We start from the raw sequence: 22,826 nt of genomic DNA, 5'->3' as shown, positions 1-22,826 counted from the left end.
AAGGAGGAATTATAGATGAGAAAAGCTTTTATCAGCCCAAGCAAATATGTACAAGGTGAAAACGAATTGTTGAATTTGGGTTACTATGTGAGCACCTTCGGCAAATCCGCTTTACTGATTGCGCATCCTGCCGATGTGGCGCGGGTAAAAGATAAGCTTGATTCCACTTTGGATAAATATAACGTGACCTTTATTGAAAGCGGTTTTATGGGTGAGTGTTCCAGACAGGAAGTGTCTAGACTTCAGGAAATTGCTACTGCGAATGGATGCGATTGTATCGTAGGTCTCGGCGGTGGGAAAGCGATCGACGCGGCGAAATGCGTGGCCCAAGGGGAAGCGCTTATCATCTGTCCGACGATTGCTGCGACGGATGCACCGACAAGTCACTCGGCCGTTCTTTACACCCCGGAAGGCGCTTTCGACGATTACGCCTATTTTAAGCAAAGTCCGAGTGTCGTATTAGTCGACACCACCGTAATTGCCAATGCACCAACCCGATTCCTCGTATCAGGCATGGGTGATGCACTGTCGACTTACTTTGAAGCCCGTGCGACCTCCCGTTCTTACTCCAGGGTCAATGCCGGACTGCCTAACGGAGTACGCGAAGGACAGTGTGCGCCAACAGTAGGTACAAATGCGGCGATTGCACTTGCAACGCTATGCTATGAAATGCTGTTGAAAGACGGTGCCAAAGCAAAAGCGGCATGTGATGAAAACCAAGTTACGCAAGCACTCGAAAATATCATTGAAACTAATATTTTACTCTCAGGCCTGGGCTTTGAGAGCGGCGGACTTGCGGCGGCCCATGCGATTCATGATGGACTCACGATTTTGGAAGGCACGCATCATTATTATCATGGAGAGAAAGTTGCATTCGGCACGATCGCACAGCTGGTGCTCGAAAACGCACCGACGGAAGAATTACATCAGGTACTTGATTTCTGTTTAGCCGTCGGTTTACCGGTCTGCTTGGCCGATATTGGCGTCGATCATATCAGCCAGGAAGAACTCATGGAAGTAGCTGCAAAGGCCTGCATTCTGGAGGAATCGATTCATTCCATGCCGTTTCCGGTCACAGTGGAGCAGGTTGCAGCGGCAATCGCTGCGGCCGACCGTATCGGGAGCCAGTACAAAGCGGAGGTAAAGTAGCATGAAAAAGGTCATCAACCGTGCGGAAAATTTGGTCCTTGAGATGTGCAGCGGTATTGCGCTCGCGCATCCCGAGCTGGAATTTCTGCCAAAATACAAAGTGCTCAAAAAAAAGGAATTGAACGCGGAGAAAGTAACGCTCATCAGCGGCGGTGGCAGTGGTCATGAGCCCGCCCACGCCGGCTTTGTTGGCAAAGGGATGCTCGATGCCGCGGTCTGCGGTGATGTCTTCGCCTCTCCCTCACAAATTCAAGTATATCAGGCCATCCGAGCGACAACCGGGAAAAAAGGTGCGCTGCTGATTATTAAAAATTACAGCGGCGATATTATGAACTTTAGAAACGGCGCCCATTTGGCCACTGAAGACGGTCTGGAAGTGGACTATGTAAAGGTTGAAGACGACATCGCTGTAGAAGACAGCCTATATACGGTCGGACGGCGCGGGGTGGCGGGAACGGTACTCGTCCATAAGATCGCGGGTGCAGCGGCGGAAGAGGGCCGGAGTCTGGCGGAAGTTAAAGCAGTGGCGGAGAAAGCCGCTGCGAATGTACGCAGTATTGGATTCGCATTGACTTCGTGTACCGTGCCGGCGAAGGGCACGCCAACATTAGAGCTCGGGCATGATGAAATCGAGTACGGCGTCGGCATTCACGGCGAGCCTGGGACCAGCCGCGAGAAGCTGACGGATGCGGATACGCTGGCAGACAGAATGGTAACCGATCTCCTTCGAGACATGCAGATCGAAACTGGATTCGGCGGAGAAATCGCCCTGTTGATCAATGGTTTCGGCGGCACCCCTCTGCAAGAACTGTACCTCTTCAATCATTCGGTCACTCGCGAACTAGCAGCGAAGGGGATCACGATCGATCGCACTTTTGTCAACAATTATATGACGAGTATCGATATGGCAGGCATCTCGGTTTCCATCATGAAGCTGGACAACGAACTGAAAACGCTCCTTTCCCATGAAAGCAACGCACCTGCGTTCAAGGTGGCTGGACCTGTTGATCATGTCGTATTCACGGATATTTCAACTGTAGCAGACGAAAAGCGGCAAGTATCCTTTGAGGTGGAAACGGACCCTGCCTTCGCGGTTATTGAGAACAACAAAGTTACGTTGAACAATCTTATCTATTTAGTCGATAAGATGAGCGAGGTTATCATCAAGAATGAGGTACCTTTCTGCGATCTTGACTCTCATGCAGGCGACGGCGACTTTGGCATGAGCGTTGCTAAGGGATTTCGTCAGCTGAAACGGGAATGGAGAGACATCCTGAATCAAGATTCTTTGACGATGGGAGCCTTTCTTCATTCATGCTCGCTCGTCATCATGGAATATTGCGGTGGCGCTTCGGGTCCGATCTGGGGTTCAGCATTTCGCGCAGCGGCACGATCTGCGGGCGAACGAACCGAACTCACCGTTTCCGAATTCGCCGATATGATGCAGGCTGCGGTGCAAGGCATACAATCGACAGGCGAACGTTCTTTCGGCAGAGGAGCCGTCGTTGGCGATAAAACGCTTATAGATGCATTAGTGCCATGTGCGGATAGCTGGTTGGAGAGCGCGAAATTAGATTTTGATGTGAAGGCAGCCTTTGTAAGTGGTGCTCAAGCCGCTGTATCAGGGGCCAAAAAGACGGAAGACATCGTGGCGCGCATGGGTCGTGCCGGAACGGTCGGAGAGAGAAGCCTCGGTTATCCAGATGCGGGGGCTTATGCGCTTGGGGTGATATTTACGGAGCTCGCTGAGTGTTTGAAATGATTCTCTATATATCCAAAATTACTATAGCGAACACTTCATTTAGATATCCATTCTGTAACACTCGCTAATTCTTAAAAATTCAAGGTTTGTTCATTGCAATTGATGTGCATTAGGTTTATAATTTCAGACGGATTCAAAGGGCTTATCCCGGAATCCATGGGAGTTCATCCCATCTGAGCTAGCTTACTGCATGCTCAAATATGAATTAAGCGAGGGATTTACAATGAAAACCTGCTGCACCATCCAAGTTGACGAAGACAGTTTAGTTATTGATTTGCCAGAAGAAGGAACCACGCTAGAGTCCCTGCTCGGTGATATTGAGAGCTGTGGAGGTAGTGAAGAACCTTGGCTGCAACTTATAGACAAGGTAATAGGTAACTCATCTGAGACTGTACTGACAGATCAAGCGACGGATGGCGGCGATATGAAGGAAGATCAGACGACCAAAGAGCCTCAAGCAACCGCTCAGGGGTAATAGGGAGATCATACGTTAAGACGATATTTGTAACATTATTCGATCACATATAAGATCATCTATAAGACTGCTATACCGAGCTAAAGCATCGGGAAGCAGTCTTTTTTTATTAAACAACTAAAATTCTCCAAATTTTGCATTTGGAAAATGAGTCTTTTGTCCCTTTAGTACTCTATAGTAGTCAACTAAGCAGAACACATCCCAAAACCGTGACTTCCTGTTCATTTTCTATCATAAAGTCGAAATGTAACATGAAACTAACTATAATAGTAGTATCATCCATATACAGGTAAGTGACATCTATGTTTGGACCTGATCCTCTTGTTGTATGAAGGAGGGGGCAAAAGAGCGGAGAACAACGTACTGATAAGTCTCATCTACTTTATAAAAAGGAAGGAATGTGTAAATGATGAATGGGCAATGGATCCTGCCAAGGATCGCAAAAAGAGTAGCGGTGATGCTAACAGCAGTATTACTGTTAACGTTAACGAACGGATTCAACTGGAATACGCAAACAGCAGAGGCTGCTGGGACGACCCCTGTGGAACGTTACGGACAACTTTCAGTAAAGAATGGTAAACTGGTGGATAAAAACGGTAAACCTGTACAACTCAAAGGTATTAGCTCTCACGGCGTCCAATGGTTTGGGGATCTGGTAAATCAGGACTCTATGAAATGGCTACGGGACGATTGGGGCATTTCCGTATTCCGGGTTGCACTGTACACTGAAGAAGATGGTTATATCGCCAATCCTTCTTTGAAAAATAAAGTGAAGGAAGCGATTGAGGCAGCACAGAAACTGGGCTTGTACGTCATTATTGACTGGCATATTCTCTCAGATGGCGATCCGAACATTCATAAAAATGAAGCCAAAGCTTTCTTTAATGAATTTTCGACTCAGTACGGCCATTTGCCTAACGTTATCTATGAGCTTGCCAATGAGCCGAATGGGAATGTGAACTGGAACAATCAAATCCGACCTTATGCGTCTGAGGTATCTCAGGTTATTCGTGCTAAGGACCCGGACAATATTATTATTGTAGGAACAGGCACATGGAGTCAGGATGTACATGATGCAGCAGACCATCCACTTCCAGACAAGAATACAATGTATACCGTACATTTCTATGCGGGTACGCATGGACAGTACTTGCGCGATCGGGTCGATTATGCGCTGAACAAAGGCGTGGGCATATTTGCTACCGAGTGGGGTACAAGCGATGCTTCGGGTAACGGTGGTCCGTTCCTGAATGAATCCAAAGTATGGACTGATTTTCTGGCAAGCCGTGGAATCAGTTGGGCTAACTGGTCGCTGGCAGATAAAAATGAGACCTCTGCTGCGCTGTTGCCTGGTGCTGACCGTAAGGGCGGATGGCCTGATTCACAATTGTCCGCTTCCGGCAAATTCGTAAAACAGGCGATTCTGGAAGGCTCCAGCAACAATGGTGGAGGCGGAAACAACGGTGGGAATAACGGCGGAGATGGCGGCAACACTGGCGGTAATAACGGTGGTGGCAACAACGGCGGCGATAACGGTAACGGAGGAAGTACACCAGGCAGTAACGATCAAGGGATTGTGCTTCAGTATCGCACCGGTGACACGAACGCCAAGGATAACGCAATCCGTCCTGAATTTAATATCAAAAATACAGGGAAAACAGCTGTGAAGTTGAGTGATCTAAAAATTCGCTACTATTACACAGATGAAAGCAAACAAGCTCAGCAGTTTTTTGTAGACTGGGCCAGGATTGGCAATGAAAAGGTAAAAGCAACATTTGTAACATTGCCGAATCCAAAGGCTAAGGCTGATAAATATATGGAGATCTCTTTCACAGATGGAGCGGGAACGATTCAGCCCGGAGGGGAAAGCGGAGAAATTCAACCCCGGATTCATGCTGCAAATTGGAGCAATTTTGATGAGACCAACGATTACTCCTATGGTGCTACCCAAACAGCATTCGCAGACTGGGACCATGGCACTGTATATCAGCAGGGTAAGCTGGTTTGGGGGATAGAGCCTTAGAATTTAATCGTTACTAACTTTATCGGAACGAGTAAAGATATGGGACTTTTGGGTGGAATATTTCCAAGGTTTGGAGTATAGAATATGCGCCTTTGGTATATGAGGACTGGAACTTTAGAAGGTAACGACTAACACTTTAGTTTCGGTATATATACTACCAAAGTACCAGATGATGTTCGACTTTTGTGGTGCTTGAATTACTTCCATAGTGCAGAGTGGGTGGTTCCAATGAACCCCTCTCATACGACAAACCCCCGCTGTTGCCATTATAGGCAGGCGGGGGTTTTTATGTTTCTGAAGCTCAGCCTCCGTTCAACTGTGTCTATACCAAATCAAAAGCTTTGGCCAGCAGACGGTAGGACTGAACACGTTTATCAAAGTCATGTATGGATGAAACGATCAGCAACTCATCGGTACGATACTGCTCAGCCAGTCTTAGCAGCTGTTCCTTACACTGTTCAGGGGTACCAACAACACGCCATGCTGCGGATTGACGCAGCCGCTCACGATCCAACTCCGTGTACGGATAGGACATTGCTGTTTTCACCGACGGAAGAGAACTCATTTCTTTACCTTGCATGAGCAAAAGGAAATACAAACTAGCACTGGACGCCAGTTGTTCAGCTTCTTCTTCGGTTTCCGCGCAGGCCACCGTAACTGCCGCCATGGAATGGGGCTTATCACCTAGGATCGAAGGCTGGAATTGCTCGTGGTAACGTGCAGTAGCTTCTACACCACCTGGAGTCCCGAAAAATTGGGCAAAGGCATAGGAGGCACCCATCATCGCAGCCAATCTAGCGCTTTCTCCGCTGGAGCCAAGCAACCATAATTCAGGGACGGTCGATATCATCGGGGAGGCATGAAGACCGGCAAATCGATGATTGTCAGGCACCGAATCATGGAAGTAGTCGATTAAATCGAGAATCTGCTGTGGATATTGTTCGACAGATTGGTACTTGCCTTCCTGCAGGGCACGAGTAGCCAGCGGTAAACCACCGGGAGCACGCCCTATTCCCAGGTCGATGCGTCCTGGATGGAGTGCCTCCAGCAAGCGGAAGTTTTCGGCGACTTTATACGCGCTGTAGTGTGGCAGCATAATACCGCCTGAACCTACACGAATGCGTGATGTGTGAGCAGCCAAATGCGCAATCAGCACCTCAGGGCTGGAGTGCGCTAGTGTTTTGGACGCATGATGTTCGGATACCCAATAACGGCTATATCCCAGTTGATCAGCTTCACGCGCTAAATCTGTTGTATTGGATAATGCATCCTGAGCATTACAGCCTTCAGGAATATGAGACTGGTCCAGTATACCCAGTTTAAGCATTTATAATCACCTCTTACACAACTGTATCAGACACAACTCATTAGGTCAAAACTCAAAAATGGATAGGTTGGAGTTTGGGGACCTTTTCGTTATAATAAAGGATGTGTAAAGGATGAGAGAACATCCTTGCTTATGGAGAGGGGATTGAATTTGTGTTAAGAACACCTTTGGGGCGTGTCCGACTCATGCTTTGGCTTCAAGCTATAGCTTATTTGGCGATACTATTCACCCACCAGCCGCTGCAAGCTGCGGGCATGACCCAGGCGGTTATGGTGATTGGTAACATATACCGGGTGAGCTTTTTGTTGCTCCTCGTTGCTTTAATCTATGGAAAAACAGCACTGCACTGGTCTATACGGCGGCCTCTTTTTATTATGTTCGCCTCCTTCATCCCGTTTGGTCTGATGATTATGGATTTTGTTTGGGTGCGAAAATGGACAGGGGATTCGGCAGCAGAACAGCGAGCTGCATCGTAATCTTAGAAGATTTTTTAGTGTGAAGTGTCGAGGAGTTTGTCTAGCGTAAGCGGAACTGGCCCCGATACAGTAGAAAAGAACATTACGCAGTTTGATGCGTGGTGTTCTTTTTTTGTGCACCGGAGGAATTATGAAAAATGCTGAACTAAAAATTCTGCCGTTTTGCGTCTTTGAAAGCCTTCAACCCAATGTCCGGTAAACGGATAAATTTCAATCGTTTTCGGTGATTCAATACGGTTATAAGCGGCGAAAATCGTCTCTGGCATACACACAGTATCCTTGAACCCTACCGATACCATGATCGGGGTACGAATGCGATGAGCAAGATTCATCACGTCAAAATAACTTAATGTATGTAGTACCTGCTCCAAATGCTCCGGAAATCGGTTGACGAATTCAGCTGCTTCCGTCAGTGAACTGGTAGAATTCATCATACCAAAATCCATATGACACATATTGGGGATATCCGCGACCGTAATGGCAGCTTTATCGCTGAGCGCAGCCACCATTAATGAAAGTCCGCCGCCCTGGCTGGCGCCACTGATTGCGATTTTAGCCGAATCAACATCCGACTGCTCCGCTACCCAATCTACGGCTCTAAGGGCATCGGTTGTAATCGTTTTGTAGTAGCAGGTATCCTTGTCCAATATTCCTTTCGTTACCCAGCCTTTAACCGTACCGTGAGGATCACCCAGACGGTCTCCCGTTTCTCCTCCCTGACCACGTACATCTACTGCCAATACAGCAAAGCCAAGCATGAGCCAAGAGGAATAATCTTCAGGATAGCCTTTTCCGCCTGTATAGCCATGAAACAGAACGATACACGGCAGCTTTTGATCTCCGGCAAATCGGGGGCGTACATACCAGGCATGCAGAGGCGTATCATCGACACCCTCAAAAGTAACCCGGTAGGCAAGGATATGAGGATATGGTGTTTCTACGGGAGCTTTGAACGCACGTACAGGTTTGGTGTGTACTTCTTCCAATGTTTTGGCCCAGAATAAATCGATATCCTTCGGGGCGGTAAGATCGGGCCGATATTGCTTTAATTCGGCAATTCTTTTTTCAATAACATTCATAATTAAAATTCTCCTTCATATAGAATGAACTTCTCCTTAAGTTTTACCCGGTAAAGTTGACTCCTCCAGCTTTCTCAGCAGTTCAAATGCTCTTTCATTAGTGCTTCCACACGTATCCTCATCAGCATGGAATCCACTGCATACAACTGGGCGCTCAGGTTTGCCAAACAATCGGCAACGGTAATCGGAAGTGAGCTGAGGGCAAGGAACACCAGCTGGTTTTCCATCTGGCATGCCGGGAATAGGGGAAGAAATCGTAATGGCAATACAGCACGCGGCACATCCTACTCGACACTCCAGTTGGGGTCACTCCTTAAAATCTGTTATTTTTGTAACTTATGCATGAAGTGACATTAATGAAGCCATAATGTGAGGATGGCACAAAAAAAGCAGGAATACAAGGATAAACGCATATGAGACACACTTTTCACACAAGGGGTATAAATAGTCGTAGAGGCACGTAAGATGGTATCAAGTCCCTAAATCAGTGTTCCGTTCTGTGGTAATATTAACCAATCGTCTTTTGTGTGTTCAAAAGGAGTTCGAGTGGTTAATAATAGAACACAACGATAAAAACTTAAACGAGGTGACGCAAAATGAGTTGGTTATGGGCATTGATTGTTGGTGGTATTATTGGTTGGTTGGCAGGAATTATTGCAGGTCGTGATGTTCCGGGTGGCGTGATAGGTAACATCATCGCTGGTTTTATCGGCGCATGGTTGGGTAGCTTGATTCTGGGAAACTGGGGTCCTGAAATCGGATCGTTCTACATCGTTCCTGCATTAATTGGTGCGATTGTGCTGGTCGTGATTGTAAGCTTGATCTTCCGTTCCGTTGGACGGAGTAGAGGGTAACTTTACGAATTATTGAATAGACTAGCCCCTATGGGCACAAGGCTAAAAATGGAAAGAAGCTGCTTCCGCAAGGTTCGAAAAAGAACCTGTGGGAGCAGCTTTTTTTGAGGAAAAGTGACGAATTTTTCCTATTGAAAACGCCTGATATGAGGAACACTTAGAACGCCGAGCACGATACACATGCCGATGGTTGCAAACATGCCAATTGTGAACATACCACCAAGCTTATCCGCTACAGCACCTACGGCCAGATAGCCGACAGGGAGCAGGGCAAAGGAAAACATTAGATCCAGACTAGCTACACGTCCAAAAGACTCGGCTGGGACTAATTCCTGAAGGCTTGTCTCCCAGATAATCGCAAATATCATAATGCCAAATCCTTCGAGCATCATGCTCATAATCAGTCCTGGCATCCAAGTGACTACAGACAACAGTAGTAAAGCAAGGCCGCTGACAAAAGCACCTAAGTATGCGAGCAGACCGCGATGCTTCCAATGTTTGCGTGATCCATACACAAAGGCCCCCAGCATGGCGCCAATGCCGCTACTTGCCATCGCAATGCCGTATATGACTGGATTGTAGCCATGATGAACCTTGAACAGCCACGGAATGAGTACAGCGATAATGCCTGAATAACAAATATTAATGAAGGAAAAGGCAAGAATCGTAATCCATAGCCAGGGGTGGCTTTTGAGAATGATAAAGCCTGCGATAAAATCCTTGAGAAAATGCTGTCCACCCTGATCTTGCTGTTCTGGATCTACCTGACCTTTGCCGATGATGGAGGCCAAATGAGCGCTCAGCATCCAAAAACAGGCAAAAGATATCAGATAAGCGATGGAATCCAGTCCAAAGCCGACACCCGGTGAGGAAAAAGATACAATGAAGCCTCCTAACGGAGGGCCAAGTAGACGGACGGCTTGTATACTGATCTGACTAAGCGCGTTAGCTGCATTACGTATGTCCGGTGTGAACACCTGTGCGCGTAAGGCAGAATAAGCAGGATTAAAGATACCGTCCATCAATCCGTACAACGCTAGGCCAACGAATAGAACCGGCAATTTCATCCCGCCTGTAAACATCAGCACTGCCGCAATGAACATCAGTCCAAACCGGGCGATATTCGTAAACAGAAGGAGACGAATTCGGTCAATTCTGTCCACGATCATTCCTGCGAAAGGCAGAATAAGTACGTTAGGCAGCATATAAACAGTCATCGCCAGTCCCATGATAGTAGTCGAGCCTGTTAGGGAATAGATAACCAGTGGCAAAATGACTGTGGTGACTGAGCTCCCCAACATTGCGATCCAATGTCCAAGCCACAACAAGGTGAACGCTTTGGATTGTTTTAAAGGTGAAGTGAAGGTAGCCCAGGCCGAGTGACTTCCTTCAGGTGATGTAGAGGATAAGGTTGAATTTTGGGTATCCATGATCACACTCCGGTATATTTCTAAACTGCATATTAAAACCTATTATACGAAATCTCTAACGTAAGGGTACAGAAAAAGTTGCTGTGAGGGGAGTTGTAATGAATAGCCTGCCAATGAAAGAGTCAACCTAGAATAACTTTAGGCTGCAAAGATATATAACTTACCTTTTGCATAGGGATTATTGGATAAAAGCATTGACGCGTGAAAATGAATGATGTACTATTCAATGACCAGCCGCGTGCTAGGTTATCAAGAAAAAGGGAAAGAGTGTGGATACCATGAAAAAATTTAGTTTTTTGCCGATTGTACTCATCGTGATGGCATTGCTGGTTTCGGCCTGCGGTAACAACGATAAAGGCGCCAGTACCAATAATGCATCTACCGGAGATAACGGATCTAATAATGGAAAAGCAGATACTACTGCTACAGCTACTCTTGAATCTGTAAAAGCAAGCGGCAAGCTAAGAATTGGCACGGAAGGTACCTATGCTCCGTTTACCTACCATGATGCTGCTGGTAAGCTGACAGGCTTCGATGTCGATATTGCGACTGAAGTGAGTAAACGCCTGGGGGTGCAACCGGAGTTTATCGAGACGCAATGGGATGGCATATTCGCAGGGTTGAACTCCAAGCGGTTTGACACGGTTTTTAATGAAGTATCCATTACAGATGAGCGTAAGCAAAAATATGATTTTTCCGATCCGTACATTGTCTCCAAGGCAGTTCTGATCGTAAGCGAAGACAATACAGACATCCAGAAATTTGCTGATCTAAAAGGAAAAAAGGCTGGGCAGTCCCTGACCAGTAACCTGACTCAAATCGCGAAAAGCAACGGTGCGGAAATTGTGGCAACAGAGGGATTCAACCAAGCCATCGACCTCCTCACTTCCAAACGGGTGGATGCGACCGTCAATGATGGATTATCCTATCTCGATCTGAAAAAGCAAAAGCCTGACGCACCCATCAAAAAGGTGGACGAATCTCCAGATGCTTCACACAGCGCAGCTGTATTCAATAAAGGCAGCGAAGATTTGATCAAGGAAGTAAACAAAGCGCTGGCTGATATGAAGGCTGATGGTACGTACCTGAAAATTTCCGAGAAATATTTTGGAGCTGACGTATCCAAATAATAAATGAAGACCAAACGTTCGCCAAGTCGAACCGAATCTTCTCAAACCTATCTTTTCAAAGGATGTCTGTACAATGGATGATCGTCAAATACAAATCATTATCGATTCATTATTGCCTCTGCTAAAAGCAGGGGTTTCTTTTACGATTCCGCTCACGCTTATCTCCTTTGCTCTGGGACTCGTGCTGGCGCTGATTACAGCGTTGGCCCGGCTGTCCAAATGGAGAATACTCAAGCTGATTTTCGGCTTCTATGTCTGGGTGATTCGAGGAACTCCTTTGCTGGTGCAATTGTATATTATTTTCTATGGTTTACCTTCCGTGGGTATTACACTGGACCCGTTTATTGCTTCAGTGATCGGCTTTACCCTCAGCGTAGGGGCTTATAGCTCTGAAATTATGCGTGCGGCTATCATATCCATTCAGGAAGGCCAATGGGAGGCGGGATACTCTCTGGGTATGACGCGCTGGCAAGTATTGCGGCGTATCGTGCTTCCGCAAGCATCCCGTGTGTCCGTACCTCCGTTGGCTAATTCATTCATCAGCTTAGTGAAGGATACCTCACTGGCTGCGACCATCACTTATGTGGAAATGTTCAGAACGGCTAACCAGATTGTAGCTACCACATACGAACCGCTATTGGTGTATACCGAGGCTGGGGTTATTTACCTGCTGTTTAGCACTATTTTGACTGTGCTGCAAAATTACCTGGAGAAGCGACTAGGCCGTTTTTCCGTCAGATAAAGGAGATTGTACCGGTGATCCAAATTCGGAATATACACAAATCGTTCGGCTCGCTGGAAGTGCTTAAGGGTGTTGACGTGACGTTGGGTAAGGGGAAAGTGCTTGTTATCATCGGTCCTTCAGGTTCTGGTAAAACAACGCTTTTACGCTGCTTGAATTTGCTGGAAATTCCTGACCAAGGAGAGATCCAAGTAGGGGATATTGTACTGAATTTTGCGAAAGGAACGAAGCTCCGGCAAGAAAACATTTTGGCGCTGCGCAAGCGGACAGGGATGGTATTTCAAGCCTACAATCTCTTCCCGCATATGACAGCAGTACAAAATGTGATGGAGGGCCAAGTCACGGTTCAGAAAAAGAGCAAGGATGAGGCGCGCAAACGTGCATTGGAGTTGCTTAAAAAAGTGGGGTTGGCTGATAAAGCGGAATCCTATCCGCATCAGTTATCGGGAGGACAGCAGCAACGGGTCGGTATTGCCCGGGCAATGGCGGTCGAACCTGAGGTACTATTGTTTGACGAGCCGACCTCTGCGCTTGACCCCGAGTTGGTAGGCGAGGTGCTTAAGGTCATGAAGCAATTGGCCGCCGAAGGGATGACCATGGTCATTGTCACCCATGAAATGAAATTTGCAGCTGAGGTCGCGGACCATGTGATTTTGATGGATCAGGGTGTAATCGTTGAGCAGGGTACGCCGCATGAGGTTCTGGAGCAGCCCACCAGTCCACGGGCTATTCAGTTTTTGAATCGTCTGAGCGGGGAAGCGGAATAAAGGGAATTACAGTATTTATTAAAATAAGCGTTTAGACTGAATAAAAAGGCAGCTACAGCCGGGCATTGAAAAATAAGCCTCGAACCCGTAGCTGCCTTTTGCTCATCAGTTGTCCTCTTTTATTTCAATTTTAATGTAAGCAAAAAAGTAATCAACAGAATACAACAGCCTGCTATGAATGGAGCGAACAGATTTGCATCAAACAAAAATCCCGCAAGAGTAGGGCCTAAAATATTCCCGACACTCATATAGGCATTATTCATACCCGCTACATATCCTTGCTCATTCCCGGCCATCTTCGATAATTGTGTATTAAGAGCTGGACGAAGCATAGCTGTGGCAAAGAAAATAAGGGAAGTGACAAGGAAGATACTCCAAAAATTTTTGGCTAAGAGAAATAAAATATAAGCAACTGAGGTGAAAAGAAGCGATCCTTTGATCACCCTTTGTTCACCAAACTTATTGATTATTTTAGCAACAACTAATGCTTGCATACCGACTCCGATCACAGCACCTGCGGTCAGAATGACAGCAATATTTTGAGGTGAGAATTGGAAGCGGTTCGTTACATATAAACCAAGAACAGATTCAAAATTAGCGAGTCCAAAGGTCATCACCAGGACAAGTACAAAGAGCATCGTATATTTTGACTTCAACGATCTCGCGTATTGTTTGTAAATAGATTCCTTCTGAATCATTCTTGCCCGCGCTGCTTTCATTTGCTCTTTCGATAAACTTTCAGGCAAACAAAACACTGAAAAAATAACAGCAACCATAGCAGTACCTGTCGCTGCGTAAAGCGGCACTCTCGTTCCATATCCTGCAAGAAGACCACCCAGTCCAGGTCCAATAACAAATCCGAATGACATGGCTGCGGCTAGCAGGCTATTTCCTTTGGCGCGTTCTTCGGTTGTTGTAATATCCGCTACATATGCCATCATGGGTGGAACAATCAGGGCTGCTGCCATTCCTTCCAGAAGTCTTGAGGTATACAGCATCCACAGCTCATCTCCAATAGCAAAGATAAATTTAGCCACAGCAAAAACAATGACACCTACGACGATGAATGCCTTTCTCCCATATCGATCAGACAGCTGTCCAGTCAGGGGAGAGAGCAGGAATTGTGTCATGCCATAGGCTGCTACCAATAAACCGATCGCCCGTCCACTGGCTCCAAACTCAATGATCAGTTCTGGCAGGATGGGGGTAATTAAACCAACGCCCACCATAACGATGAAGATATTAATCATTAGGATTCCAAGTATTCTTTTCATGCAAAAACCTCCTTATCCATTGGTTTCTGGATAGGAGGTAGACGTGCGAACAAGAAGATACACTGCTCCCGTCAAAGAAGCAATGCTTATCGTGAATACCCAAAGCCTACACTAATCCTATCCAGAAAATTCGTAAGATTACGATTTTTTTCTTTGGTGGAATAGGATTAGTAGATCATTGGCTTAAGGTCACCCTTTCGATACTTTATTATTTATGAACGTAACATAAATTTCTTGATAAGGCAATGAAAGGATAACTCAGAAGAACCCGACTCGTCCTTCGGCCACATTTTTTAACCAGTCCTGCTTACGGCTCTTATCGAGCTCGCCTCGCATACCTTTGATAATCAGTTCAATATCGGCTTTTCCCTGCTCATGCCACTCCAGAGCAGTGCTGACATACAGTTCTCCGAGCTGTGCCAGCGAAAACCCGTCAGTCATGGCTGCCGCCTTCTGTGTACCTGTTTCCCCTGCAAAAACAAGGAAGTTGCGCAGCTTGAGATACGCCAGTCGCAGCGCTTCGTCAGGCAAACTGATTTCATAAGCCCGGTCGAAACGCCCTGCCCGGTTCATCAGACCTGGGTCGATTTTTTCGGGATAATTGGTCGTTCCGATCAGGAAGATGCCCTCCTTGGATGTAGCACCGTCGAGGGTATTCAGGAAAAAAGAACGCACCTCCTGAGGCATGGAATCAATGTCCTCAATAACCAGTACCATCGGAGCCAGGCGAGTAGCCGCCTCGAACACCTCTTTGACCGATTCACTGGTTGTATACTCCGTAATTTGCCAGTAGGCTGCTGGACCCGGTACACTGCTGGCAATTGATTTTACAAGTGTTGTTTTACCGTTGCCCGGATGGCCGTATAGCAGAATACCACGCTTGTAAGGAATGTTATAAGTCTGATAGAAGGTACGATCCGCTTCAAAAAACTGATCGAGTGATCGGAAAATATCCCGTTTGATTTCCGCTTTCAAAATCACGTCATCCCGCGTAATTGCGCGGGTTATCGGCTCTGCCTGCCGAGAAAGTCCACGGCTTGTGTCGGTAAAAACGGTGACACGCTTCATATTCTGCTTACGTTCACGACCGCGTACTCCCGCGAGGAAGCCTTGCAGCTCTTGGTCGCCTATCGCAAATACGTAATCTTCATTGTACACGCCATTCTCACGGAAAAAGGGAACTCGCGCCAGCGCGATGCCCCACTTGGGATAGGCGAATACATTATTACGCATCGACAGATGCACGCCGTATTCAGGAGTCGGTCCGTCATCGTCATACTGGATGGTGCGTTCCTCCAGACGATCGAAGACCCGTGCTACATGCTCCAGATCGGGACTGCCTGCACGAATGTCCTCCTCCAGTAAATCCCAATACTCAATATTGGGATCATCGCTGGCATACAGCACGTATTTTACGCCGTAGCGGTTATAGAGTGCTTCACTGATACCGTCGATCAGACGGGCATAAGCGGCATAACCGGTAATGCGCCCATCTGTACGTTCATCAAATTCGTAAATAGCTGGGATGTCTATACTCAAATTATTTGGCTCCTTTCAGGGCGGCTAGCGGCTTGCATTTGGCTACAACTGCTGCGAGTCCTGCCCCGGTGACACTTTCGATAATATCATCTACATTTTTGTAGGCTTGCGGAGATTCGTCGATAATGCTTTCCAGTGATGCCTGATTGACCACAATTTCGTCGTCTGTCCCTACACCCAGGGCCCCTGCAAAATCGTCCACACTGACGAGTCGTTTGGTCGCAGAACGCGAACGAATACGGCCTGCTCCATGACAAATGGAGTGGAAGTTATCCTGACCGCCCGGTAAACCTACCATAATATAAGAGGCTGTCCCCATAGAGCCGGGGATCAGGGCCGGATGCCCTGTCGCCTGATAAGGCCGCGGATTGTCGGGGTGTCCTGCTGGAAGAGCACGCGTAGCACCTTTACGATGCACAAACACGCTGCCGTGATCCGGATGGGATTCCTTCCAAGCATAATTGTGCATTAGATCGTATAAAGTACGCAACTCGCACTTTGTACCAAAGACATCGCGGAAGGCTTCACGCACCGAGTATGCGATGAGATGTCGGTTCACCACGGCATAATTTAGCGCCGAATACATCATATCGACATAATGTGCAGCCTCGGGATGGTCCAGCGGTGCGAATACCAGTCTTGGATCGGAGGTACCGAGTCCGAGACGGCTCATCGTCTTGGCAATAGCAGATGAACTTGCCTGGCTGACTGCTCCACCCCAAGCCCGCGATCCAGAATGAATCATCACAGCCACCTGACCGTCGAACATACCCCACGCTTCAGCTGTTTCGCGGTTTTCCTCCGCGATTTCAATCGCCTGAATTTCGACGAAATGATTGCCTCCACCCAGTGTGCCGAGCTGTCGGTGAGCCCGATGCCATGTACGGTCTTCGACAAGATTCAGCACCTCCTCGTCAAAGGAGAACTTACTGTGCTCTACATGGGTGAGTGAGGTGGATTTCTTAGGAGTGTAGCTGTCCGGAATATATTTGTTGGGTAAGCCGTGTAGACCCTTGCGTACAATATGCTCCAGTCGGATATCCGAATAATGCCCGCGCTGGTGGGCTTCCATGGGCAAGTATTTGTCGATGGTTTTGACCAGCTTGCGGCGTAGCTTGGTTTCCTTCAAAGCATCCTTGTGCAGATTGGTCAGGTGTACGCGCATGCCGCAGCCAATATCACTGCCAACGATGGAGGGAGATACATAGCCGTCCTCCATTCCCCATACAGCAGTCGTACCGATGCAGGTTCCGACGCCTACATGTACATCTGGTGTGTATCCCATATAGCGGATACCTGGAATTTGTAAATTGTTATTAGCCATCTCGAACACCTTGTAATCTAGTGAGGAGAAAAGTTGCTGAGAAGCATATACGGTTAGATCACCTGCTGGAAGCTTCATCAGATGGCTGTATGGTCCTTCATGCAAGGACGAGTTGGTTGTATGTTGTATATTCATATAAATGGGGAGTTCCCTTCTTCATGTAAATTCATAAATACTTGCATAAAAAGATTTAAAAAACAAAAAAAACCGCAGACTTGTCGTCTACGGCTTCCTGCACCGAAAGTGTCATTACATTTTATGATCAACACATCATAAATACGTAAAATAACCTGTTCTTCCAATAGCATAAAAAAATAAAAAAGCCTGGCTAATCACGCCGTCAGACAGCGTGATATCACCCATCATGTCGCCCGAACGGGGCCGATGAGACGAAAACTCAAATATGTGGTTGTATCATGCTGCCTGTCTGTCGTTATCATGTAAAGCTCGGTCATGTCTATCGGCCCCCTTTTCTTAAAGTTAATTGCTATGTTAATGGAAACCTGTGGAAGCTGTCAACCCCTGAAAGGTAGAAGTGTGGGAGAATGTGACTTTACTCATGGTGAAGTGTGAGTAACATCATAGTTCAATTGGCCCAAAGCTGTTATTGTACTGAATATTCAAATATTCAGATATTGTTGATCGTTTATAGGACAATTCTGTGAGGGGGACGGAGCAGGCATGGAAGGAGATCTCCAGAAATTTAAGGCCGACTTTTTCAAAGCATTGGCTCACCCTCTGCGCATCCGCATTTTGGAGGTGCTGAGTGAAGGAGAACGGAATGTGAACGAGCTGCAGACTGCGCTCGGTTCCGAAGGTTCTGCCGTATCGCAGCAATTGGCCGTTTTACGGGCCAAAAATTTGGTGAACAGCTTCAAGGAAGGTACATCGGTTGTGTATTCACTACGTGATCCGCTTTTGACGGAGCTGCTTGCGGTGGCGCGGCGGATTTTTGACAATCATTTGGTCGAAGCTATCTCGTTGCTGGAAGGTATACGTAACGAGAAGTAATGCTATTACAGAAAAGAAGGGTTATAGGAATGAAGTGGATAGGAAGGTTCGAAGGCTATAACGCAGGGGCTTTGCGAAAGGATCTAATTTCCGGAAGTATTGTAGCGATTGTGGCGATTCCGCTCGGTATGGCGTTTGCCATTGCATCAGGAGTAAAGCCGGAATATGGGCTGTATACGACCATTGTTGCGGGAATTTTGGTTTCGCTGCTGGGAGGGTCCAAATTCCAGATCGGAGGACCTACAGGTGCATTTATTCCGATTTTGCTGGCTATTGTCATGCAATACGGTTATGAGAACCTACTCATAGCCGGTTTTATGGCGGGCATTATGCTCATTTTAATGGGTGTGCTAAGGCTGGGGGCACTGATTAAGTTTATTCCCAAGCCAGTAACAATTGGCTTTACGGCCGGAATTGCCGTGACGATATTCAGCGGTCAGATTGCTAACTTTCTCGGCTTGCGCGGGGTAGAGCGGCATGAAACTTTTCTGCCTTCCATGGCAGAGCTCATCCATCGACTTCCTTCACTGAATGTATATAGTATCCTGACGGCTTGTATCTGTCTTGCCGCGCTTATTTTGGTGCCAAAAAAATGGCCCAAGATACCCGGCTCACTGGTTGGCCTACTCTTGTCAACGCTGGTGGCAGCTTTACTTTTTCCAGGGCAGGTGGCTACCATTGGATCTGCGTATGGCGCAATTCCAGCATCTTTACCTGAGCTACATATTCCTGTGATGACGTGGGATTTGATCGTGAAACTCTTGCCGCCAGCACTTGTTATTGCAATGCTGGGAGCTATTGAATCTCTGCTTTCAGCGGTGGTAGCTGACGGTATGACGGGAGCTCGGCATAACAGCAATCGTGAACTGGTTGGACAAGGGATTGCTAATTTGCTGACACCGCTGTTCGGCGGTATTCCTGCGACAGGTGCAATTGCCCGCACTGCCACAAATATCCGTAACGGTGCTGTTTCTCCTATGTCAGGCATCGTACATGGGTTCGTGGTGCTCCTCATTCTGGTGCTTTTTGCACCTTATGCATCTAATATTCCGTTGGCCAGTATGGCTCCGGTGCTGATGGTAGTAGCGTGGAATATGAGTGAGCGCAAGCATTTTGCGCACATTCTCAAAACGCGGACAGCGGATTCTATCGTACTGGTTGTCACCTTTTTGCTGACGGTATTTACGACGCTGACAACGGCTGTGGAGGTGGGTTTAATTCTGGCGGTTGTATTGTTTGTTAAACGTATGAGCAATACACTTTCAGTAGACAAGGTACTTCCTGATCCTTCTGTAAAACATGAAAAAGTAGGCGCGCATATGGTCACAGATCAGCATGATTGTCCACAGGTGGCTATTTACAATGTGGAAGGCCCTCTATTTTTCGGTGCAGCTTCGGTATTGGAAAACTCAGGTGTGGGAGGTCAGACTGACCACCTACAAGGGATTTTGTTGTTGCGTATGGGAAAGGTCCCTTTTATGGATATGACGGGAGAAGGTAACTTTACCGCATTAATTCAGAAATACCGGAAGTCTGGCGGGACGGTGCTTGTTTCCGGACTCCAGCCTCAACCGCTGGCATTACTACAGAAAACCGGATGCTACGACATGATTGGACAAAAGCATTTTTTCGAACATACAGGAGAGGCCCTTACGGCTGCCCTTGCGCTGGTGAATCAGGATCATTGCTGTGGATGCAGGCAAATGGCTTTCCGAGAATGTACGAGTCTGTGCCGCAGATCGCAGCAAACCAAATCTTCCTTTCCAGACGGAGCCATTTCGGTTCCCTTACCAGTAAATAGCGGCAGATAACACTCTTTTAAATTTGTTGCTGAATGCCGAAAAATCTCTTCTAATCTCCGAAACCAAGTGCACAATGAAGACTTGCATTTGCTTCGAAAATGGAAGAGATTTTTCTCTTCTTAAAGAAAAAAAGGAATAAAATTCAAAAAAATGCTTGAATATCTGATTTTATGACACTATACTAGATTCAAAAGATACCATATGTTTCATTCTTTTGTTTTAAATTGTATTTTAATACTTGCTTATCAACCTCCTCGATCACTTCTAGTTTCTTACCCTACCTTTTTCTTCATTTTTTTCACTTACTATTTTCAAACTTGTCCACCTGTTCATACCCGATGCTCGTTCTTTGCGGTCTGCACCAAGGGTTATTCACCTCAGATGATGACCTATGGATTTCACCCCAGCGGAATCTATATTTTTTAAAGGAGGTGAGTACCAGAGGCTATTTTGTGAACTTTTGACGTAGCTACCCGGAAGGTTGTCCTTGAGAATTAAAAAACCAAGTAAAGGGAGATGGAAAGTATTGATTAAGTCGAAAAATATCAAAAAGACGCTGTCGGTCAGTTTTACCGCTCTTCTTGCTTTTTCTCTAATTTCTCCGGTATATGGAGATTCCAGCACAACCACCTCAGCAGGAGGATCAACCATTTCCGCCAAGGTTTCAGCCAAGCTGAACCAACAATTCAGTGCCAGTGAGTATGTCACCTATCTGGTTAAATTGAAGGATCAGGTGGATACGGAGTCAGTTGCCAAGCATGCTTTCCAAAAGGCCTCTGCAGAGCAAATTTCACCCGCTGCTGCTAAGCTTTCTGTACGTACAACGGTTGTGAACTCTCTCATGGATACAGCAGAAAAAACGCAACAATCCGTGGAAGAATACTTAAAGAAGGAAGTCAATAACGGAAACGTCAAAAAATACAAGAGTTACTTTATCGTGAACGCATTTGCGGTAACCAGCACCAAAGAGGTCATGGATAATCTCGCCACACTTCCTGAGATCGACAAAATTTTACCGGATGAAAAGCGGGAACTGCAAAAGGTAGAAATAGATAAGGATGCCCAGCCCGTAGTTGAGGAATCTACAGCTGACCAAGCGGTTGCAGATCAAGCCGCTGTAGATACGGCTGTGACGGAAGAGAATGCGCAAAAATCGGTGGAAGAATCCGTGTATAAGGATGCTGTAACGCCAAGCCGTGTCGAGTGGAATATTTCTAAAATCAAAGCACCACAGGTTTGGGCCAAAGGCATTGACGGCAAAGGCATTGTTGTCGCCAATCTGGATACAGGCGTTGAATATACTCATCCGGCACTGAAAAGAAAATGGCGTGGTCTGAACGCTTCCGGCCAGGTCGTTAATCCAGAACTGAGCTGGTATGATGCGGTTAATGGAGCATCGCTGCCAACTGATTCAAATGGACATGGTACACATACGATGGGGACGAGCGTTGGCTCGGACAGCAACGGTACGAATGAAATCGGTGTTGCTCCCGGCGCCAAATGGATTGCGGTTCGAGTATTCAATCCAGATACCACCGACTCCATCTTACTGGACGGTGGACAGTGGATTCTTGCTCCTGTAGATAAAAACGGTAAAAAGCACCCTGAGCTTGCACCGGATGTGGTGAATAACTCTTGGGGCGGTGGACCTGGCCTGGATGAATGGTATCGTCCAGTCACCAAGGCGTGGAGAGCGGCTCAGATTTTCCCTGAGTTCTCCGCTGGCAACACAACATTGTCCAATCCGGGCGGACCTGGGTCTGTAGCCAATCCGGCGAATCTACCGGAAGCTTATGCGACAGGAGCCACGGACGTAAACAACAAGCTAGCCAGCTTCTCGCTGCGCGGTCCTTCTCCTTATGGCGAAGTGAAGCCTGAAATTTCGGCTCCTGGTGTAAACATCCGTTCTTCTGTACCGGGCGGAGTGTATGAGGGGGGATGGAACGGTACTTCTATGGCAGGCCCGCATACTGCTGGATTAGCGGCATTACTGCTTCAGGCCAAGCCATCTTTGACTGTGGATCAACTGGAGGATGTTATTTCAAAAACAGCGACGCCGCTGACAGATAGCCAGTATCGGACTTCACCGAACAATGGTTACGGATATGGTCTGATCGACGCGCTTGCTGCGGTGAACTCCGTACTTAAGTGAGGATTTTGCAAAAATCCTATAAGCGACTTCCAATGAACAAGATATAGAGCGAAAGATAGGATTAAGAAAGACCCCCGAATATCCCTTTGAGCGGCTTGTACAGAGATTGCATACACCTATTAACCGTGTAATGCACTATTACGTAGCCGCAAAAAGGGGTTTTCGTACATAAAAGAATATAAAAGTCATAGAATTTCAAGAAAAATGCAAAAAAATGACTTGTATATCTGTTTTGATAACTTTATACTATTCCATAATATATGATTATATATCAATTTTTAATATAAAATGTAATGATATAACATGTTTTTCTTCGAATTTCTCCTGCTTTTTCTCCTTGGTTTCTACTGAATTCATCGCTTTTCTATTGGGATTGCAAACTCACCTATGAAGTACTGCTACCTATGAACAGCCAAATATTTTTGTGCCTCTATATTCTATGAAGGAGGTGGTCGCCAACCACATCGTGTTGCGCAACCCGTGTGTTTGATGTGTAAGGTATGAGGTCTT

Annotated in this window: 19 protein-coding genes; 12 read left to right on the top strand and 7 right to left on the bottom strand. The window is 46.7% G+C overall.

Annotated features, from left to right (window positions below; translation table 11 throughout):
• Positions 1-15: 15 nt before the first annotated feature.
• The 4 genes from MKX30_RS07455 (at position 16) to MKX30_RS07440 (ending at position 5,409) form a co-directional block, all read left to right on the top strand.
• Positions 16-1,149, top strand: a complete 1,134-nt coding sequence (locus MKX30_RS07455) for a glycerol dehydrogenase (protein WP_341062684.1) — start codon at positions 16-18, stop codon at positions 1,147-1,149.
• 1 nt (position 1,150) lies between these two features.
• Positions 1,151-2,911 carry a dihydroxyacetone kinase subunit DhaK gene (gene dhaK / locus MKX30_RS07450; RefSeq protein WP_341062683.1) on the top strand — a complete coding sequence of 587 codons (1,761 nt, stop codon included), beginning with the start codon at positions 1,151-1,153 and terminating at the stop codon, positions 2,909-2,911.
• Between the two features lie 223 nt (positions 2,912-3,134).
• Positions 3,135-3,386 carry a hypothetical protein gene (locus tag MKX30_RS07445; RefSeq protein WP_025723818.1) on the top strand — a complete coding sequence of 84 codons (252 nt, stop codon included), beginning with the start codon at positions 3,135-3,137 and terminating at the stop codon, positions 3,384-3,386.
• Positions 3,387-3,792: 406 nt separating this feature from the next.
• Positions 3,793-5,409 carry a cellulase family glycosylhydrolase gene (locus MKX30_RS07440; protein WP_023989832.1) on the top strand — a complete coding sequence of 539 codons (1,617 nt, stop codon included), beginning with the start codon at positions 3,793-3,795 and terminating at the stop codon, positions 5,407-5,409.
• Between the two features lie 322 nt (positions 5,410-5,731).
• Here the strand turns inward: MKX30_RS07440 and MKX30_RS07435 are convergent, their stop codons facing one another.
• Positions 5,732-6,736, bottom strand: a complete 1,005-nt coding sequence (locus tag MKX30_RS07435) for an LLM class flavin-dependent oxidoreductase (RefSeq protein WP_341062681.1) — start codon at positions 6,734-6,736, stop codon at positions 5,732-5,734.
• Between the two features lie 152 nt (positions 6,737-6,888).
• Between MKX30_RS07435 and MKX30_RS07430 the strand changes: the two genes are divergently transcribed.
• A complete protein-coding gene (locus tag MKX30_RS07430) occupies positions 6,889-7,212 on the top strand; it encodes a DUF3817 domain-containing protein (RefSeq protein ID WP_053325928.1) in 324 nt (107 codons plus the stop codon).
• A gap of 128 nt (positions 7,213-7,340) precedes the next feature.
• Here the strand turns inward: MKX30_RS07430 and MKX30_RS07425 are convergent, their stop codons facing one another.
• Both MKX30_RS07425 and MKX30_RS07420 read right to left on the bottom strand, forming a co-directional pair.
• Positions 7,341-8,291 carry an acetylxylan esterase gene (locus tag MKX30_RS07425; RefSeq protein ID WP_053325927.1) on the bottom strand — a complete coding sequence of 317 codons (951 nt, stop codon included), beginning with the start codon at positions 8,289-8,291 and terminating at the stop codon, positions 7,341-7,343.
• 36 nt (positions 8,292-8,327) lie between these two features.
• The gene (locus MKX30_RS07420) at positions 8,328-8,591 is read right to left on the bottom strand and encodes a YkgJ family cysteine cluster protein (protein WP_176716855.1); all 264 of its coding nucleotides are present in this window, start codon (positions 8,589-8,591) and stop codon (positions 8,328-8,330) included.
• A 296-nt stretch (positions 8,592-8,887) separates the two neighbouring features.
• Between MKX30_RS07420 and MKX30_RS07415 the strand changes: the two genes are divergently transcribed.
• Positions 8,888-9,145, top strand: a complete 258-nt coding sequence (locus MKX30_RS07415; RefSeq protein ID WP_023989828.1) for a GlsB/YeaQ/YmgE family stress response membrane protein — start codon at positions 8,888-8,890, stop codon at positions 9,143-9,145.
• A gap of 128 nt (positions 9,146-9,273) precedes the next feature.
• On the opposite strand, the gene MKX30_RS07410 is transcribed toward MKX30_RS07415, so the two are convergent.
• The gene (locus MKX30_RS07410) at positions 9,274-10,575 is read right to left on the bottom strand and encodes an MFS transporter (protein ID WP_028542487.1); all 1,302 of its coding nucleotides are present in this window, start codon (positions 10,573-10,575) and stop codon (positions 9,274-9,276) included.
• Between the two features lie 278 nt (positions 10,576-10,853).
• Between MKX30_RS07410 and MKX30_RS07405 the strand changes: the two genes are divergently transcribed.
• From MKX30_RS07405 to MKX30_RS07395, 3 genes are all read left to right on the top strand, one after another.
• Positions 10,854-11,705: an amino acid ABC transporter substrate-binding protein gene (locus MKX30_RS07405; RefSeq protein WP_023989826.1), complete on the top strand. Its 852-nt coding sequence runs from the start codon at positions 10,854-10,856 to the stop codon at positions 11,703-11,705.
• Positions 11,706-11,778: 73 nt separating this feature from the next.
• Positions 11,779-12,447 (top strand): amino acid ABC transporter permease, encoded by a 669-nt coding sequence (locus tag MKX30_RS07400; protein WP_023989825.1) that lies wholly within the window; start codon positions 11,779-11,781, stop codon positions 12,445-12,447.
• A 14-nt stretch (positions 12,448-12,461) separates the two neighbouring features.
• On the top strand, positions 12,462-13,214 hold the full coding sequence (locus MKX30_RS07395; protein ID WP_028542489.1) for an amino acid ABC transporter ATP-binding protein: 753 nt from the start codon (positions 12,462-12,464) through the stop codon (positions 13,212-13,214).
• A gap of 119 nt (positions 13,215-13,333) precedes the next feature.
• Here MKX30_RS07395 and MKX30_RS07390 read toward each other — a convergent pair whose 3' ends face one another.
• The 3 genes from MKX30_RS07390 to MKX30_RS07380 all read right to left on the bottom strand — a co-directional run bounded on the left by MKX30_RS07390 (position 13,334) and on the right by MKX30_RS07380 (position 17,486).
• Entirely contained in the window at positions 13,334-14,488 is a 1,155-nt protein-coding gene (locus MKX30_RS07390; RefSeq protein WP_341062680.1) for an MFS transporter, read from the bottom strand.
• Between the two features lie 258 nt (positions 14,489-14,746).
• Positions 14,747-16,027, bottom strand: coding sequence for an AAA family ATPase (locus tag MKX30_RS07385; protein ID WP_023989822.1), 1,281 nt, complete (start codon positions 16,025-16,027; stop codon positions 14,747-14,749).
• Position 16,028: 1 nt separating this feature from the next.
• Positions 16,029-17,486 (bottom strand): RtcB family protein, encoded by a 1,458-nt coding sequence (locus tag MKX30_RS07380; RefSeq protein ID WP_076157571.1) that lies wholly within the window; start codon positions 17,484-17,486, stop codon positions 16,029-16,031.
• A gap of 546 nt (positions 17,487-18,032) precedes the next feature.
• Between MKX30_RS07380 and MKX30_RS07375 the strand changes: the two genes are divergently transcribed.
• From MKX30_RS07375 to MKX30_RS07365, 3 genes are all read left to right on the top strand, one after another.
• Entirely contained in the window at positions 18,033-18,362 is a 330-nt protein-coding gene (locus tag MKX30_RS07375; RefSeq protein ID WP_013311437.1) for an ArsR/SmtB family transcription factor, read from the top strand.
• Positions 18,363-18,391: 29 nt separating this feature from the next.
• A complete protein-coding gene (locus tag MKX30_RS07370) occupies positions 18,392-20,173 on the top strand; it encodes a SulP family inorganic anion transporter (RefSeq protein WP_023989820.1) in 1,782 nt (593 codons plus the stop codon).
• A gap of 517 nt (positions 20,174-20,690) precedes the next feature.
• On the top strand, positions 20,691-22,316 hold the full coding sequence (locus MKX30_RS07365; RefSeq protein WP_069080315.1) for a S8 family serine peptidase: 1,626 nt from the start codon (positions 20,691-20,693) through the stop codon (positions 22,314-22,316).
• Positions 22,317-22,826: the final 510 nt, after the last annotated feature.

Origin of the sequence: Paenibacillus sp. FSL P2-0173 (genome assembly GCF_038008045.1) — a bacterium.
GTDB lineage: Bacteria > Bacillota > Bacilli > Paenibacillales > Paenibacillaceae > Paenibacillus > Paenibacillus polymyxa_B.
This window is presented reverse-complemented; position numbering and strand designations above follow the sequence as displayed.